The organism is Lactobacillus sp. UMNPBX1 (assembly GCF_002554085.1).
In the GTDB taxonomy this organism is placed as follows: domain Bacteria; phylum Bacillota; class Bacilli; order Lactobacillales; family Lactobacillaceae; genus Lactobacillus; species Lactobacillus crispatus.
In genome coordinates this window covers 26,495-42,079 of sequence record NZ_PCZI01000002.1, presented here as the reverse complement: position 1 = coordinate 42,079, position 15,585 = coordinate 26,495, and the positions used below count along the sequence as shown (strand labels likewise).

The window sequence follows — 15,585 nt, the reverse complement described above, 5'->3', positions numbered from 1 at the left end:
TACCTCCAAAGAAATTTTATTAAATTATATTTGAATTTTATTTGAATTTTATTATATTATTATTAAAAAATTATTTTGTCTATTTTTGTTAAAAAATATAAATAAAATTAAAAAGATTAGATCTTAGGATACCCAAAACATAATAGAGATAAGTCAGATCCAATTGAACTACTCGAAATATATGCGATGATGAGGGATCTTAGAACTTGCATGATCGTTTCAAATAGGAGTCAGAGCCCTGAACTCTATATAGCAGAATATGCAAGGTGCTAAGGAGCATAACGATCGTAAGTTGATGAAAATTAGGAAGGATAAATGAAAGTATTTTTTCACTTTTAGCTTATTATAATGCGGAAAATAGAACACGCATTTTAGTAGGATTTCAAACCGCTTAGAAATGACAATATTAACATAAATGGTGTATTGATGGACAAGCTTTAATTAGCACCAAGCGTACATCTTATTACTACAATTATGATAGTATCAAGACATTAGAAAAACCATACTCCGATAAAATATCGAAATATGGTTTTAAAATAGAGTGATCTAAAATATGTTCCAAATTTGGCGTTCGCATCAAATTCGACTGGCCTTAAATTTAAATTAATTATTTGAATTTTATTCTTCTGATGCAACAGCCAAGTTTGGCATAGTTGCAATGTCGTTCATATCAATGTATGACTTTTGACCCTTAATGCCGTATAAAGTCAAAGTTTGGTTGCCATTTTTAATAGTCTTAGTGCGGTCAACACTAACTTTGCTGCCAGCAGTTAATTCTTGGCTAACTGTTTTACCTTCGGCATCGTAAACAGGGACTTTAGATTCATTGCTATGCTTACCTAAAGTTACAGTTTGGTATGCAGCATATAATGGTTCATTATTTACGTAACTTACATTAGATACGCGGATATATGCGTTTTTACCGATGTTGTAATATTGGTGGCCCTTAATAGTCTTAGTTGATAAAGCCATCTTTTTGCCATCATTTACTAAGAAGCGGTATGCATCACTAGCAGCTGTTTTAATCGAGCCGGTGTAGTTTACAATTCGAGATCTACGCAATAAGACACGCTTAGAGTTCTTAGTTACGCGCTTACCATTTTTGTCGTAAACATATGAATTATTAGCAATATATAAGACGCTCTTGCCGTTTAATGTTGAAATTGCGGAAGTCGGAACGTACTTGTCTTTAGCGATCTTATAAGTATATTCATTGTTGATTAACTTAGGAGCGCCGTAGTATTTAAAAGTAGTGCCGTTCTTAATCTTTTGATTCTTTTGTTTGCCAGCAGCATTGTAGACACCGATTACACTACTATTGTTATCGCCAACAGTAATTGTGCCAGTTGACTTTTTAGTAGCAGCTTGAGCAGTAGTGATTGATGGATTTACAAGTGCAATAGCTGGTGCTGTTAAAGATAATGCGGCAGCAGCTAAGCTGATTGATTTAATGAGTTTCATGGATATTCCTGCTATATAAAACATGGAAATATGTAGAAGAATACGAATTTCCTACATATCAGAAAGATATATTTTTCCTTTCTTTGTTTCATTTACTATCGTCTTCACTAGTATTCTGATATTCCAAATAGGAGTAATCACATTGACTAGCTCTTACAGCTTAAGGACCTAGCCAGCCCTGTTTATTTTGCCAAAGCTAAAAGATTTAAAACCGCATTTTCATCTCGATCATTCTTGTAGCCACACTCATAACAGACATACTCATTATGTTTGGTACCATGCTTTTTATTGCCCTGCAAAGTGATCTTTTCCTCGCCTTTTTTGACATAACCGCACGCAGCACATCTTTGAGTTGATGGGTATGTTTTATCAGCCAAGATTAATTCTTTGCCATACCAATCACACTTATAAGTTAGTATTCGTCTAAACTTGCTAAAAAGTGATCTTTGCATTCCTTTTGAAGCTACATGCGTCATCATCATTTCTTTGACTGCCAAATCTTCAATTACAATTTGATCGTAATTATTAACAAGCTTAGTAGTAAATTTTTGTAATAGATCGTTTTGAATATTAGCTGCTTTGCGATAATCTCTTTGCAGTTTGGTTCTCACTGCAAAGTAATTATTTGATTTTGTAGCTAACTTACCGTTAACTTCTCTTTTGCGTGCCAGCATTCTTTGATAATGCTTAATACGCTTATAAAGCTTTTGCAATTTAGCAGGCAAAATATTGATTTGCCCCTCGGTATAGTTAAAGTGGCCAACATTGACATCAACTGCTGTCTTTTGCTGGGTTTTAGCTTTTAGTTCAATTTCTTCTTCATAAGGAAGAGCCGCATAGTAATTATCTTTTTCTTTGAAGACACTTACTACTTTGACTTCATCCATCTTTAGAGCTTCATAGCTTTTTAAATCAAACCAAGACTCTTTTGAAATGCTTCTTGGGCGATCAAGGCGAAGCTTACCATTAACGATCTTAGCTCTATCAGTTTTAAAGCCTTGTCTGGGAGCTTTCTTAGATTTAAAACTAGGTATTCCCCAATCAGGTTGTGACTTATCAAAGAAGTTCTTCCAAGCATTAGCTAAGTCTTTAATCGCTAATTGTAAACATCTGGCAGACAAATCATATTGCCAGTCGGCTTTATTTGCGACTAGTTCATCACGGACTCTGCGTTCGTTAGGACTGGGATTATCTTTTTTGTTTAGTGTATGAGCTTCATACATTAATTGCCAAGTTTCTAAACCTTTATTCCAGCAGTATCGACGATAGTCGCATAGAGCATCAAGATGCTTTTGCATGGTCTTATTAACTTTTAGCTTAACTACTTGTGTCTTGATCGTCATTTAAGTACTCGCCTCTAATCTTTTTCTTGTACTTTCTTAAGCCATATAGTCTGCATGAAAATACATGAATTATACTTATCAGATCATCAACCAGTTCTTTATCAGGACTAGTGTCAATATTATTCAAAACAATTATTTCAGTCCCATGCTTTTTACATAGGTTTTCAAACCAATCATAGCCAAAACGGATAAATCTATCTTTATAAGTAATATAAATTTTATCTATTTTGTTGTTCATTACTTCGTCTAGAAGATTATTCCATTTTTGCCGTTTATAGTTTAAGCCGCTGCCAATATCGCTTATTTCTTCGTCTAATACGATACCTTGTGCGTTAGCGTATTGTCGAATATAGCTTAATTGATCTTTTAAGTCATCTTTTTGACCATAAGTTGATACTCTGGCATAAGCAACTTGTTTTTTATTTGAGCTTAGACTATTTTTGCTCAAATATTGATTTATTTGATCTTCTGTATAGAATCTGCGATTAGTAGGAGAGCGCTTAGCTTTAAGAATACCCTTTCGATCCCATGTTTGGAGGGTTCTAGTGGTCATTCCTAAACGATCAGCGACATCTTTAGGTTTTAAAATTGTCATAATATTCACTTCCATGTTTAACTTTCTAATGAATATTATGGTAAATATTTCTATAATTTTCTACAAATTTCCATATTTTTGTTAACAGTTAATCAGCTCCCTTGAAAATATCAATATTTTATTTGCTATTATTATACGCTATTATTATACGCGTGGTGCTAGTTAAATTGTTTTAGTTAACAAAAAAAGTCCAATCTTGTTAGACTCGACTTGTAAACATATTAATAGAAAAGAGTCTGACTAGATTGAACTACCCTAAGCTTAAGCGTTTTTCTCATCCTAACACAAGTTAGTTTTAGTCGTTTAAATATAATTTGTCGCTGTTTGTACAAACTTCATGCCCCAGATGCATTAAAGCAAAGACGAAATATCAATCGATGTAAAATATTTGACAGTTCTATTCTGGCCTTGCTTATTTGGCAGGCTTCATTGGGCGTTGAATCTCAAAGAAGATTTTGTGAAAAGCTTGTTAATGTATCTCACTCTCGCTTTAATCGCAGAGCACGCATGCTTTTGCCATTGATCTATTTAATTCGACATGGCTTTAATGAGGAAGTAGATCTGTCAGGCGACATCTTGATTATTGGTAGCTTTCCTGTGCCAGTCTGTCAGCCAATTCGCAATCGTCGAGCAAAGATCTTTCGCGGCTATGCCGATATTGGCTATAAGGCAACCAAAAAAATCTATTATTATGGTTTTAAGGTTCACGCTATTGTTAGCGACGACGGCTACTTGCTAGATTATATCGTAACCAAGGCCTCAGTTCATGATGCTAAGGAAACAGTAGAACTGATTACTAATGCTCATCCTGACAATCGTTACCTTTTGGGCGATGAAGGATATTTGGGCAAAAGCCTGCCTCAACGCTTAGAGCAAATGGGTTATACGCTTTGGACACCATATCGTAAAAACATGAAGAATGCTCAAAAGCACAATAAGCACTATTTAATGGCACTCAGAAGGACCATCGAGAGTGATTTTTCGCTTTTGTCTTACTACAACGCTGAAAATAATCGAGCTAGAAGTTTAGCAGGTTTTCAAGAGAGACTAGAAGTTGCCATTTTAGCTTATAATATGGCATATTGTCTAGAACGATTTAACTAGCACCACGCGTATTTGAATATATATAAAACAACCCCATCTTAGCATGAACTGGATGGGGGTTTAAGATACTTCAGTTTTTGACGCTTACTTTTCTGTTTTAATTACTTAAGCATGTAATCTCTAGTCATTGGTAAGTTCTTGCCAGAAGGACCTTTGGTAAGCAAGTATTGGATGACATCAATGTTGCCTGATTCAAATGAAGCAGCACAAGCATTCAAGTACATGTCCCACATACGAGTGAAACGTTCGCCCATTTTATCTTCAACTTGATCACGAACGGCATTGAAGTTCTTGTCCCAAATTTCAAGAGTTCTTTGGTAGTGACGACGAAGAGCTTCCATATCAGTGATTTGCAAGCCACTGTCAACGATGTCGCCGACAATTTCTTGCAAACCTGGAATGTAGCCGCCTGGGAAGATGTATTTGTTGATCCAAGCGTTAGTAGCACCGCCTTGTTGACGAGTAATACCGTGGATCAAAGCAATACCATCTTTGTTTAAGTACTTGTAAACATCTGTGAAGTACTTAGGTAAGTTTTCTGAACCAACGTGTTCAAACATACCAACTGAAGTTACGTAATCCCAGGTTTGATCACCAAGTTCACGGTAGTCTTCAAGTCTAACTTCTGCTACATCTTCTAAGCCTTCATCGTAAATACGCTTTTGAACTAGTTTATATTGTTCTTCACTAAGTGTAACGCCAGTAACTTTGAGACCGTATTCCTTAGCAGCGGTGAGCATCAATGTACCCCAACCACAACCGATATCGAGTAAAGTCTTGCCTTTTTGTGGGTCTAATTTATTTAAAATGTGGTGAACTTTAGCAATTTGTGCTTGTTCAAGATCGTTTTCGTTGCCATTTTCAAAATAAGCACAAGAATAAGTCATAGTAGGATCAAGCCATAACTTGTAGAAGTCGTTACCAATGTCATAGTGACTTTGCACGTCTTCTTCACTTTGCTTTTCAGTGTGCTTTTGTTTTGGCAAGAATTTGCGGAACTTTGAAGAACGCATGAAACTGTCGGCACTTTCGTAAGCACCAAAAATTAATTTTTGAATATCCCCATAGATTTCAATCTTTTTATCCATGTATCCTTCACCAAGTGCGAGTGAAGCATTTCTAGTAATATCGCCCATAGGGATCTTTCCGTTAAAGGCAATTTCGATTTCAGGAGTACCATTACCGTAGACTTCGCTTTTACCGTCCCAGTAGGTTACTTTAACGGGAAAAGGGAAGGACTTGCTAAGCATCATTTTGTAAAATGTTTTTTCTAACAATTATCTTTCCTCCAATAATTATTAAACCTAATTATTTATTTTAACACTAAAAAATTTATGCAATAAAAAATACTCAGCTAATGATCATAGTTTAAAAATTTAACCATTAACTGAGCATTGATGTTATTTAGCTACATAGTGGAAATTAGGGTCTAGTTCATCATCCAATTTATTCCAAGCATCTTCTAATTGCTTATAAATAATTTGTTCATTTTCGTGAGTTAACTTAGTCTTTTTATCAATCGTAATTGGATTGCCGAAGTTAACTTCCATTGGCTTTCTTTTCAATAAACCTTTAAAAGTTAATGGGCCCTGGTAAACTACTGGAACCATTGGCTTTTGCGACATTTTAGAAATTAAAAGTGCACCACCTTTTAATTCAGCAGAGTGTCTTGTGCCCGATGGAAAAATGATTAATGATAATTCCCCTTTTCTTAATCCTTTTACTGGGATTTTTAATGCAGATGGTCCTGGATTTTTTCGATCGACAGGAAAGGCATGGGCATGATCTAAAATAAAACGTAAAACCGGATTTTTGAATAGTTCGATTTTAGCCATGAACATAAATTCCATTGGACTAGCACCTAAGGCAAACAAGATAGGTTCCCACCAGGTACGGTGAGGTGCAACTAAGATATAGTTACCTTTAGGTAAACGATTCTTGTGATGAATATGTAAGTGTCCATTTAGTACCCATACGATAAAGCGGGCAATCGGACGAATTATTTTATAAAACATCTTTTTGTTCCTCCAATTGTTGTAATATTATAAAAATAGATAGACGAGAAAGGCAAATATTTTTATGGTTGAGCTTAAAGATAATGAACGAATCGATTATATGTATAGTGATAATCTACGGATTATTCAGGATAAAACGGCTTTTAGTTTTTCAATGGATACTTTATTTTTGGCATATTGGGCTAAAGGATTAATTCGCGATAAGGATAAAGTAGCAGATTTATGTGCGGGTAACTGTGCCGCAACTATTTATATGGCATATTTTAACCGAGCACATTACGATGCAATTGAAATTCAAGATGAAATTTATTCTCAAGCGGTGCGTTCGATTGAATTAAACGATATGGAGAATCGAATTTCAGTTTATCAAGATAATGTGCTAAATGCTCCGCATTTTTTGCGTAAAGATAGTTATGATGTGGTGACGGTAAATCCACCGTATTTTAAAGCTCCAGAAGGTCATGAAGTTAATCCAGATCGCAAAAAGGCAATCGCTCGCCATGAACTTTTGATTAATTTAGAGCAAATAATTGAAGTGGCTAGTGGCTTGCTTAAGATGAAGGGCAAGATGTTCATGGTACATCGACCAGAGCGACTAGGTGAGATTGCTTACTACTGTATAAAGCATGATTTGAGTATTAAAATGGTGCAGCCTTTTGTGCCACATCGCGGTGAAGATGCTAATTTAATTATTGTAGAAGCCGTCAAGCATACTGGAACTGATGGAACTGTTTTGAAAGATGCTGTTGAAGTTCATGAATCAAATGGCGACTTCACTCCATTAGTACAGCGAATCTCACGAGAAACTGCAGATGACAAAGCTAAACATGAAGCACAAGGCAAATACTATTTTTATGTATTATTGTGCAATGATGGCAGTTTTTATGGTGGCTTTACCAATGACTTAGAGCATCGCTTAAAAATGCATAATTCTGGGAAGGGTGCTAAGTATACCAAAACGCGGCGGCCTGTACGAATGATTTATCATGAACAGTTTGACGATAAACGCTTAGCTTTGAAACGAGAATACTGGTTTAAGCATCATTCACGAGCTTGGAAAGAGAAATTTTTGCACGAGCATAATATTAAGTTTTAGCCTTGCAAGTCTGAATTTTTTCTTGTAAAATATTCGAGTATGCTGTGTCAGCATATAAATTTTAAAACACATCAAGAGCGATCATCATTGTGGTGCCCTGGGTAGTGGTTAGATGATGAAATGAACGCTTGAGAGGATATAAAACCATAGGAGGAATTTAATATGGCAGACGTTGTTACAATGAAGCAATTGCTTGAAGCAGGTGTCCACTTTGGTCACCAAACTAGAAGATGGAACCCAAAGATGGCTCCTTACATTTTCACTCAAAGAAATGGTATCTACATCATTGATTTGCAAAAGACTATCAAGATGTTAGATGATGCTTACAACTTCATGAAGGCTGTTGCCCAAGACGGTGGCGTTTTCTTATTTGTAGGTACTAAGAAGCAAGCTCAAGATTCAATTGCTGAAGAAGCAACTCGTGCAGGTCAATACTACGTAAACCAACGTTGGTTGGGTGGTACTTTGACTAACTGGTCAACTATGCAAAGCCGTATTAAGAGATTAAAGCAATTAAAGCAAATGTCAGAAGATGGTACTTTTGATGTTCTTCCAAAGAAGGAAGTTGCTCTCTTAACTAAGGAAATGGACAAGCTTGAAAAATTCTTTGGTGGTATTGAAGATATGCCAAGAATTCCAGATGTATTGTTCGTAGTAGACCCTAAGAAAGAAAAGATTGCTGTTCACGAAGCTAACATTTTGGGTATCCCAGTTGTAGCTATGGTTGATACCAACACTGATCCAGACCCAATCGACGTAGTTATTCCATCAAACGATGACGCTATTCGTGCTATTCGTTTGATTGCTGGTGCTATGGCTGATGCTGTTGTTGAAGGTCAACAAGGTCAAGATGATGAATCAGTTGAAGTTGACTTCAAGGAAAATGCAGACGGTTCAGAAGAAATCGTTAGCGCTGAAGAAAACCCAGAAGACTAGATTTTACTATTAGTTCCGTAGGAGGATCTATTAATGGCACAAATTACTGCAAAATTAGTTAAAGAATTACGTGAACGTACTGGTGCTGGCGTTATGGACGCTAAGAAGGCATTAGTAGAAGTTGACGGTGACATGGATAAGGCTGTTCAATACCTTCGTGATAAAGGTATGGCTAAGGCAGCTAAGAAGGCTGACCGTGTTGCAGCTGAAGGTTTAACTGGCGTTTACGTTAATGGTAATGTGGCAGCTATTACTGAAGTTAACTCAGAAACTGACTTTGTTTCTCAAAACGACAAGTTTGTTAACTTGGTAAATGAAGCTACTAAGACTATTGCTGAAGGTAAGCCAGCTGATATGGAAGCAGCTAAGGAATTGAAGATGACTGATGGTACTACTTTAGACCAATCATTCGTTAACGCAACTGCTACAATTGGTGAAAAGATTGTTTTACGTCGTTTTGCTTTAGAAGAAAAGAATGACGACCAAGAATTTGGTGCTTACCAACACAATGGTGGTCAAATTGGTGTTATCACTGTTTTAGAAGGTGCAGATGCTGCAACTGCTAAGCACTTGGCTATGCACATCGCTGCTATGAGCCCTAAGGTTATTTCACCAGACGAATTAGATGATCAATTTATCACTGATCAATTAGCTGTGATGAACCACAAGATTGACCAAGACAATGAAAGTCGTGCATTGGTACATAAGAAACCATTACCTCACCTTGTTTACGGTTCAGCTAAGCAATTAACTGATGATGTTTTGGCTAAGGCTAAGGAAGACATCAAGGCTGAACTTAAAGAAGAAGGTAAGCCAGAAAAGATTTGGGACAGAATTATTCCTGGTAAGATGCAACGCTTTATTGATGATAATACTCAAGTTGATAAGCAATTTGCAGTGTTATCACAAGACTACATTATGGACGATAGCAAGACTGTTGGCGAATTTTTGAAGGAAAAAGGCGCTAAGTTAGTTGCTTTCCAACGTTACGAAGTTGGCGAAGGTATCGAAAAGAAGCAAGAAGACTTCGCTGCTGAAGTTCGTGAACAAATGAAGTAGTCATTATTACATAATTATCATAGAAAGGAGGAGTACACCGTGTGCTCCTTCTTTTTTTCTAAAAATTTTGTAGTGTTTTAAGTGTTAAAAGACATTGCAGCATTAGATATGGTAGAATAATTAAAGCTATTAGAGGAGGTCATTATGAGTCAAGTTAAATATAAACGTGTCATTTTAAAAATATCAGGTGAAGCTTTAGCAGGTGACAAGGGTACGGGTATTAATCCTACTGTAATTGGTCACTTAGCTAAAGAAATCAAATCAGTTCATGATTTAGGTGTTGAAATTGGTATCGTCTGTGGTGGCGGTAACATGTGGCGTGGTGAAACTGGCGCTAAGTTGGGTATGGAACGTGCTCAAGCAGATTACATGGGTATGTTAGCAACTATCATGAATGGTTTAGCTTTGCAAGATGGTCTTGAAAAAATAGGTGTTCCTACTAGAATGCAAACTTCAATTGAAATGAGACAGATTGCGGAGCCTTACATTAGAAGAAGAGCTTTGCGTCACCTTGAAAAGGGTCGTGTAGTCATTTTTGGTGGTGGTACTGGTAATCCATACTTCTCAACTGATACTACTGCAGCCCTTCGTGCAGCTGAAATTGGTGCTGATGTAATTTTGATGGCTAAAAACGGTGTTGACGGTGTTTACTCAGCTGATCCAAAGACTGATCCTTCAGCAACTAAGTTCTCAGAATTAACTCAACTTGATTTAATTTCAAAGGACTTGAAGGTCATGGATAGAACTGCAAGTTCACTTTCAATGGATACTGAAATTCCATTAATTGTCTTTAACGTTAATACTCCAGGCAATATCAAGAAGGTTGTATTGGGTGAAAATATTGGTACTGTTATTAGAGGTGATAAATAATGAATAACGAAACTATTGAAAAAGCAAAAACTAAAATGACGGATTCTATTAAGGTTTATCAAAAGAGATTAGCTTCTATCCGTGCAGGTGTTGCTAACGCTGCTCTTCTTGATAATGTCCAAGTAGAATACTATGGGGCACCAACTCCATTGACTCAAATGTCTAGTATTACCATTCCTGAACCACGTGTATTGCTTATTACTCCATATGATCAAAATTCATTAGATGATATTGAACATGCATTGTTGGCTTCAAACTTAGGATTAACTCCGGCAAATGATGGTAAGGTAATTAGATTAGTAATCCCTCAACTCACTGGTGAAAGAAGAGAAGAAATTGCCAAAGAAGTTGGAAAATTTGCGGAAGAAGCTAAAATTGCTGTGAGAAATGTTCGCCGTGATGCCATGAATACTTTGAAAAAAGATGAAAAGAATGGTGATATTACTGAAGACGAACAACGTAACTTAGAAAAGCAAGTACAAAAAGTAACTGATGATGCTGCTAAGCAGATTGACCAACTTGCTGATGAAAAGCGTAAGGAAATTACTCAAGGTTAAAGATGAGTAATAAGGATAATGAATTAAATCATTTAGCCATTATTATGGATGGTAATGGACGTTGGGCAAAAAAGAGGCATAGACCTCGTTTTGTTGGCCATCGAGAGGGAATGGATAATGTTGAGCGGATTACTTTAGCTGCTGATAAATTAGGAATTAAAGTTTTGACACTTTATGCTTTTTCTACTGAGAATTGGGCTCGTCCTAAAGAAGAAGTAGCTTACTTAATGAACCTCCCTGTTCGCTTTTTTGATAAATACATGCCAACATTGATGGAAAATAATGTTAAGGTAAATATCATGGGCTATTTGGATGAATTGCCTGAAAAGACTTATCGCATTGTTCAACGTGCAATGTCAGAGACGGCCAATAATACAGGCTTAATTCTGAATTTTGCTTTTAACTACGGGTCAAGAAGAGAAATTACGTCTGCTATGCAGGAGCTTGGTGGAATGATTGAAGCTGGTTCACTGAAAAGCGAAGAAATTACTGAAAAAATGATTTCAGACCATTTGATGACTAAAAACTTTGGTCCATATCAAGATCCGGATTTATTAATTAGAACGTCCGGTGAACAGCGAATTTCTAATTTCTTGTTATGGCAATTAGCATATTCAGAACTTGCCTTTAGCGAAAAAAATTGGCCAGATTTTGATGAAAATGATTTAAAAAAATTTGTAGAAGATTATAAGCACCGTAACCGGCGCTTTGGTAAAGTAGACGAATCGGATAGTTAAATATGAAACAACGTACAATTACGGCAATTATTGCCTTATGTCTTTTTATTCCAATTGTGCTCGCAGGTGGCCTTTGGATGGATTGGCTGACTGTATTATTCGCAGCAGTTGGCATTAGCGAAATCTTTTTAATGAAGAAACAAATCTTAGTTTCTTTTAATTTCTTGTTAGCCTTACTTGCAACTTTAACCTGGACAGTTCCAGACTCATTCTTTAAAGTATTTCCTTCAAATATCACTAAATTAGGTGTGTTTTATGGAATTATTATGTTGTTCTTGACTTGGACTGTTCTTTCAAAGAATAAAACCACTTTTGATGATGTAGGTGTATATATTTTGGCTGCACTTTACATTGGAATAGGTTTTCACTATATGGCAGCCATTAGAGCATACCCACAAAACGGTTTAGCATTGCTGGGTTATGTTTTTGTTGTTGTTTGGTCCACTGATATCGGTGCCTACATGATTGGACGTAAGATTGGAAAACATAAATTGTGGCCAGTTATTAGTCCTAATAAAACATGGGAGGGCTCGATCGGTGCAGTTATTTGTGCCTTAATTTGTAGTGCCATCTACATGGCGATTCTTGGCAGCTTTGGTATTAACTTTGGTGTATCTGAATTAACGATGATTATTCTGGCCTTTTTCTTATCAATTGTTGGTCAAATGGGTGATTTAGTTGAATCAGCTTACAAGCGTTTCTATGGTGTGAAAGATTCCGGAAAGATTTTGCCGGGTCATGGTGGTATCCTGGATCGCTTTGATAGTATGCTGTTTGTATTGCCAGTAGTGGCTACAATTTTAGGTATTGTTCATTAGGAGAATTTTTTATTGAAGGGTATACTAATCTTTATCGTCGTCTTTGGTATATTGGTATTTGTCCATGAATTTGGGCATTTTATCGTAGCCAAAAAGTCAGGTATTTTGGTTAGAGAATTCTCAATTGGAATGGGTCCAAAGCTTTTTCAAATTAGACGTACCCCCACCACTTATACCATTCGTTGGTTACCACTTGGTGGGTATGTTCGTTTAGCAGGCGCTGACGATGAAAGCAAGCTGGATCCTGGTATGACGGTTGTTTTACAATTGAATGAACAAAATGAAGTAGTGAGAATTGATGCTTCAGAAAGCGAAATACCAATTGAAGGAATTCCCGTTCAAGTAACAAAGGCTGATCTAGTAGACGATTTAATAATTAAGGGTTACGAAAATGGCGATGAAAATGATCCAGTAACTTATCACGTAGCTCATGATGCAACTATTATTGAAAAAAACGGAACTGAATTAATTATTGCGCCTCGAGATACACAATTTAATCAAGCTAATGTTTGGCAAAAGTTGGCAACTAATTTTGCTGGACCTTTTATGAACATTCTTCTTGGGTTTGTAGTATTTTTAATCTGGACATTTACAGTTCCAGGTCCAGCAACAACTACAGTTGGATCAACTCAGGCTAATTCACCAGCGCGTGATGCAAAAATTGTGACTGGTGATCAGATTGTGGCAATTAATGGACAAAAGATTAATAATTTTGATCAAGTGTCACAGCAGATTAATCAAAGTAAAGGCAAGGCCTTACACTTTGAATTAAAGAAAAATGGTCAAATTAGGAAAGTTACAGTTAAGCCAAAAGCTCATAAAATTCAAAAACAAACAGTTTATCAAATTGGTATTGTAGCTAAGAGCAATGAGAATGCAGTTGTTAAATTAAAACGTGGCTGGGATACAGCTGTTTCAACTACCGGTCTGATTTTCAGAGCCGTGGGTAACTTATTTAGCCACTTTAGTTTGAATAAATTATCAGGTCCAGTTGGAATTTATTCTCAAACTTCACAAGTTTCACAAATGGGCTTTACTTATGTATTAGCCTTTTTAGGAATGATTTCGATTAATTTGGGAATTGTCAATTTAATTCCAATTCCTGGGCTTGATGGTGGTAAACTTTTATTGAACTTAATTGAATTAGTTCGCGGTAAACCGATTTCCGAAGAACATGAGGCAATTGTTGAATTAATTGGTTTCGGCTTATTATTAGTTTTAATTATTGCAGTTACAGGTAACGATATCTATCGCTATTTTATTAAATAATTATATTTTTTACTTTAGGAGATAAGAATGCGTCAATCAAAATTTTTTATGCCAACTTTGAAGGAAGCACCATCAGATGCAGTGGCTGAAAGTCATAAGCTGATGATTAGAGGTGGGTATATTCGCCAAGTCACAGCTGGAGTTTATGCTTATCTTCCATTAGGCTACCGTGTTTTACGCAAGGCTGAGGGAATCATTGAACAAGAAATGGATAAAATTAATGTTCCAGAAATGATTATGCCTCATTTACTTCCTGCAACTTTGTGGCAAGAAAGTGGCCGTTACAAGAAATATGGTGCAGAAATGTTCAAGTTAAAAGATCGTCATGGACGTGAAAGCTTGCTTGGACCTACACATGAAGAAACTTTTACCGAAATTATTGCTAAGAACTTAAAGAGTTACAAACAAATGCCACTTGCTTTGTATCAAATTCAGACTAAGTTTCGTGATGAGAATAGACCTCGTTTTGGTCTTCTTCGTGGGCGTGAATTTGTAATGCTTGATGGTTACAGTTTTGCTGCAACTCGTGATCAATTGGATGAACAATTTGATGATCAAAAAAATGCATATAAGCGTATCTTTAAACGTGCCGGTGTTACTGTTCACCCTGTAATTGCTGACTCAGGTACAATGGGAGGTAAAAACTCTACTGAATTTCAAGCCCCTGCTGCTATCGGTGAGGATACAATTGCTACTAATGAAAAAGGAACATATGCTGCCAACCTTGAAATGGCTAAGAGTATTGATACTTTCAAGCAAGAACCAGAAGATGCTAAGCAATTAACTAAGGTAGCTACGCCAGGCTGCGATACAATTGAAAAATTAGCTAAATTCCTCGATGTACCAGCTACTAGAATTGTTAAAAGTATTTTATACATTGCTGATGACCAAAAAGTTTTAGTATTAATCCGTGGTGACAAGCAAATCAATGAGGTTAAGTTGGGTCATATCCTTGACGCTGATGAGGTTCATGAAGCAAATACTGCTGATTTAAAGGAAATCACTGGTAGTGAAAAGGGTGGCGTTGGTCCTGTTAATGCAGATTGGGCTGATAAGATTATTGCAGATGAAACTGTTAAGAATCTTTACAACGTTGTAGTTGGTGCAGGTGAAACCGATTATCAATTTGAAAATGCTAACTTAGACCGTGATTTCAGGGTGGATGAATTTGCTGATATTCGGACTGCTAACGAAGGTGAACCAGATCCTGTTGATCATTTACCGCTTAAGTTCACTACTTCAATTGAAGTTGGTCACATTTTCAAGTTGGGTACTTATTACACTAAGACCATGGGTGCAGATTTCTTAGATCAAAATGGTAAAGCAAAGCCTGTCATCATGGGTTCATACGGTATTGGCGTTACTAGAATGTTATCAGCAGCTGTTGAACAACACTTAACTGAACGTGGTGTTGCATGGCCAAAGGAAATCGCTCCATTTGCAATACATATTGTTCAAATGAAGATGAATAAAGAAGATCAAACTGAATTAGCTGAAAAACTTGAAAAGAAATTCAGTGAAAAGTATGATGTTTTATACGATGATCGTAAAGAGCGTGCTGGTGTTAAGTTTGCTGATGCAGATTTAGTCGGTGCACCAATTAGAATTACGATTGGTAAGAAGGCTGCTGATGGCATTGTTGAAGTTAAGCGACCAACTGATGACAAAGCAACCGAAATGTCAATTGATGAATTAGATAAGTTTGTAAATCAAGAGTTAGGATAA

14 protein-coding genes and 2 pseudogenes are annotated in these 15,585 nt (G+C 36.4%); 11 read left to right on the top strand and 5 right to left on the bottom strand.

Going from position 1 to position 15,585, the window contains the following annotated elements:
* Positions 1 to 253: 253 nt before the first annotated feature.
* A pseudogene (locus tag CP352_RS11240) lies at positions 254 to 395 on the top strand (IS982 family transposase); the annotation flags it as partial.
* Between the two features lie 223 nt (positions 396 to 618).
* Here CP352_RS11240 and CP352_RS02215 read toward each other — a convergent pair.
* The 3 genes from CP352_RS02215 to CP352_RS02205 form a co-directional block, all read right to left on the bottom strand.
* On the bottom strand, positions 619 to 1,461 hold the full coding sequence (locus CP352_RS02215) for an SLAP domain-containing protein (protein WP_089142881.1): 843 nt from the start codon (positions 1,459 to 1,461) through the stop codon (positions 619 to 621).
* 182 nt (positions 1,462 to 1,643) lie between these two features.
* Positions 1,644 to 2,804 (bottom strand): RNA-guided endonuclease TnpB family protein, encoded by a 1,161-nt coding sequence (locus CP352_RS02210; RefSeq protein WP_089142880.1) that lies wholly within the window; start codon positions 2,802 to 2,804, stop codon positions 1,644 to 1,646.
* Positions 2,779 to 3,399 (bottom strand): IS607 family transposase, encoded by a 621-nt coding sequence (locus CP352_RS02205; RefSeq protein ID WP_089142911.1) that lies wholly within the window; start codon positions 3,397 to 3,399, stop codon positions 2,779 to 2,781. The genes CP352_RS02210 and CP352_RS02205 overlap by 26 nt, the downstream gene beginning before the upstream one ends.
* Before the next feature lie 245 nt (positions 3,400 to 3,644).
* On the opposite strand from CP352_RS02205, the pseudogene CP352_RS02200 reads away from it, so the two are divergent.
* A pseudogene (locus CP352_RS02200) lies at positions 3,645 to 4,503 on the top strand (IS982 family transposase).
* A 101-nt stretch (positions 4,504 to 4,604) separates the two neighbouring features.
* Here the strand turns inward: CP352_RS02200 and CP352_RS02195 are convergent.
* A complete protein-coding gene (locus CP352_RS02195; RefSeq protein WP_089142879.1) occupies positions 4,605 to 5,780 on the bottom strand; it encodes a cyclopropane-fatty-acyl-phospholipid synthase family protein in 1,176 nt (391 codons plus the stop codon).
* A 123-nt stretch (positions 5,781 to 5,903) separates the two neighbouring features.
* Complete coding sequence (locus CP352_RS02190; protein ID WP_057726517.1) at positions 5,904 to 6,518, bottom strand: 1-acyl-sn-glycerol-3-phosphate acyltransferase; 615 nt, start codon at positions 6,516 to 6,518, stop codon at positions 5,904 to 5,906.
* 64 nt (positions 6,519 to 6,582) lie between these two features.
* On the opposite strand from CP352_RS02190, the gene CP352_RS02185 reads away from it, so the two are divergent.
* The 9 genes from CP352_RS02185 to CP352_RS02145 all read left to right on the top strand — a co-directional run bounded on the left by CP352_RS02185 (position 6,583) and on the right by CP352_RS02145 (position 15,585).
* Positions 6,583 to 7,614, top strand: coding sequence for a GIY-YIG nuclease family protein (locus CP352_RS02185; RefSeq protein ID WP_089147405.1), 1,032 nt, complete (start codon positions 6,583 to 6,585; stop codon positions 7,612 to 7,614).
* Positions 7,615 to 7,776: 162 nt separating this feature from the next.
* A complete protein-coding gene (gene rpsB / locus CP352_RS02180; protein WP_005719291.1) occupies positions 7,777 to 8,550 on the top strand; it encodes a 30S ribosomal protein S2 in 774 nt (257 codons plus the stop codon).
* A 33-nt stretch (positions 8,551 to 8,583) separates the two neighbouring features.
* Complete coding sequence (gene tsf, locus CP352_RS02175) at positions 8,584 to 9,609, top strand: translation elongation factor Ts (protein ID WP_013086499.1); 1,026 nt, start codon at positions 8,584 to 8,586, stop codon at positions 9,607 to 9,609.
* A gap of 144 nt (positions 9,610 to 9,753) precedes the next feature.
* Positions 9,754 to 10,479 carry a UMP kinase gene (gene pyrH / locus CP352_RS02170; protein WP_005719286.1) on the top strand — a complete coding sequence of 242 codons (726 nt, stop codon included), beginning with the start codon at positions 9,754 to 9,756 and terminating at the stop codon, positions 10,477 to 10,479.
* On the top strand, positions 10,479 to 11,036 hold the full coding sequence (gene frr / locus CP352_RS02165; protein ID WP_005719284.1) for a ribosome recycling factor: 558 nt from the start codon (positions 10,479 to 10,481) through the stop codon (positions 11,034 to 11,036). The genes pyrH and frr overlap by 1 nt, the downstream gene beginning before the upstream one ends.
* Before the next feature lie 2 nt (positions 11,037 to 11,038).
* Positions 11,039 to 11,773, top strand: coding sequence for an isoprenyl transferase (locus CP352_RS02160; RefSeq protein WP_005719282.1), 735 nt, complete (start codon positions 11,039 to 11,041; stop codon positions 11,771 to 11,773).
* Between the two features lie 2 nt (positions 11,774 to 11,775).
* Positions 11,776 to 12,591, top strand: coding sequence for a phosphatidate cytidylyltransferase (locus CP352_RS02155; protein WP_023488787.1), 816 nt, complete (start codon positions 11,776 to 11,778; stop codon positions 12,589 to 12,591).
* 12 nt (positions 12,592 to 12,603) lie between these two features.
* Positions 12,604 to 13,860: an RIP metalloprotease RseP gene (gene rseP / locus CP352_RS02150; RefSeq protein ID WP_089142877.1), complete on the top strand. Its 1,257-nt coding sequence runs from the start codon at positions 12,604 to 12,606 to the stop codon at positions 13,858 to 13,860.
* Positions 13,861 to 13,887: 27 nt separating this feature from the next.
* A complete protein-coding gene (locus tag CP352_RS02145) occupies positions 13,888 to 15,585 on the top strand; it encodes a proline--tRNA ligase (RefSeq protein ID WP_089142876.1) in 1,698 nt (565 codons plus the stop codon).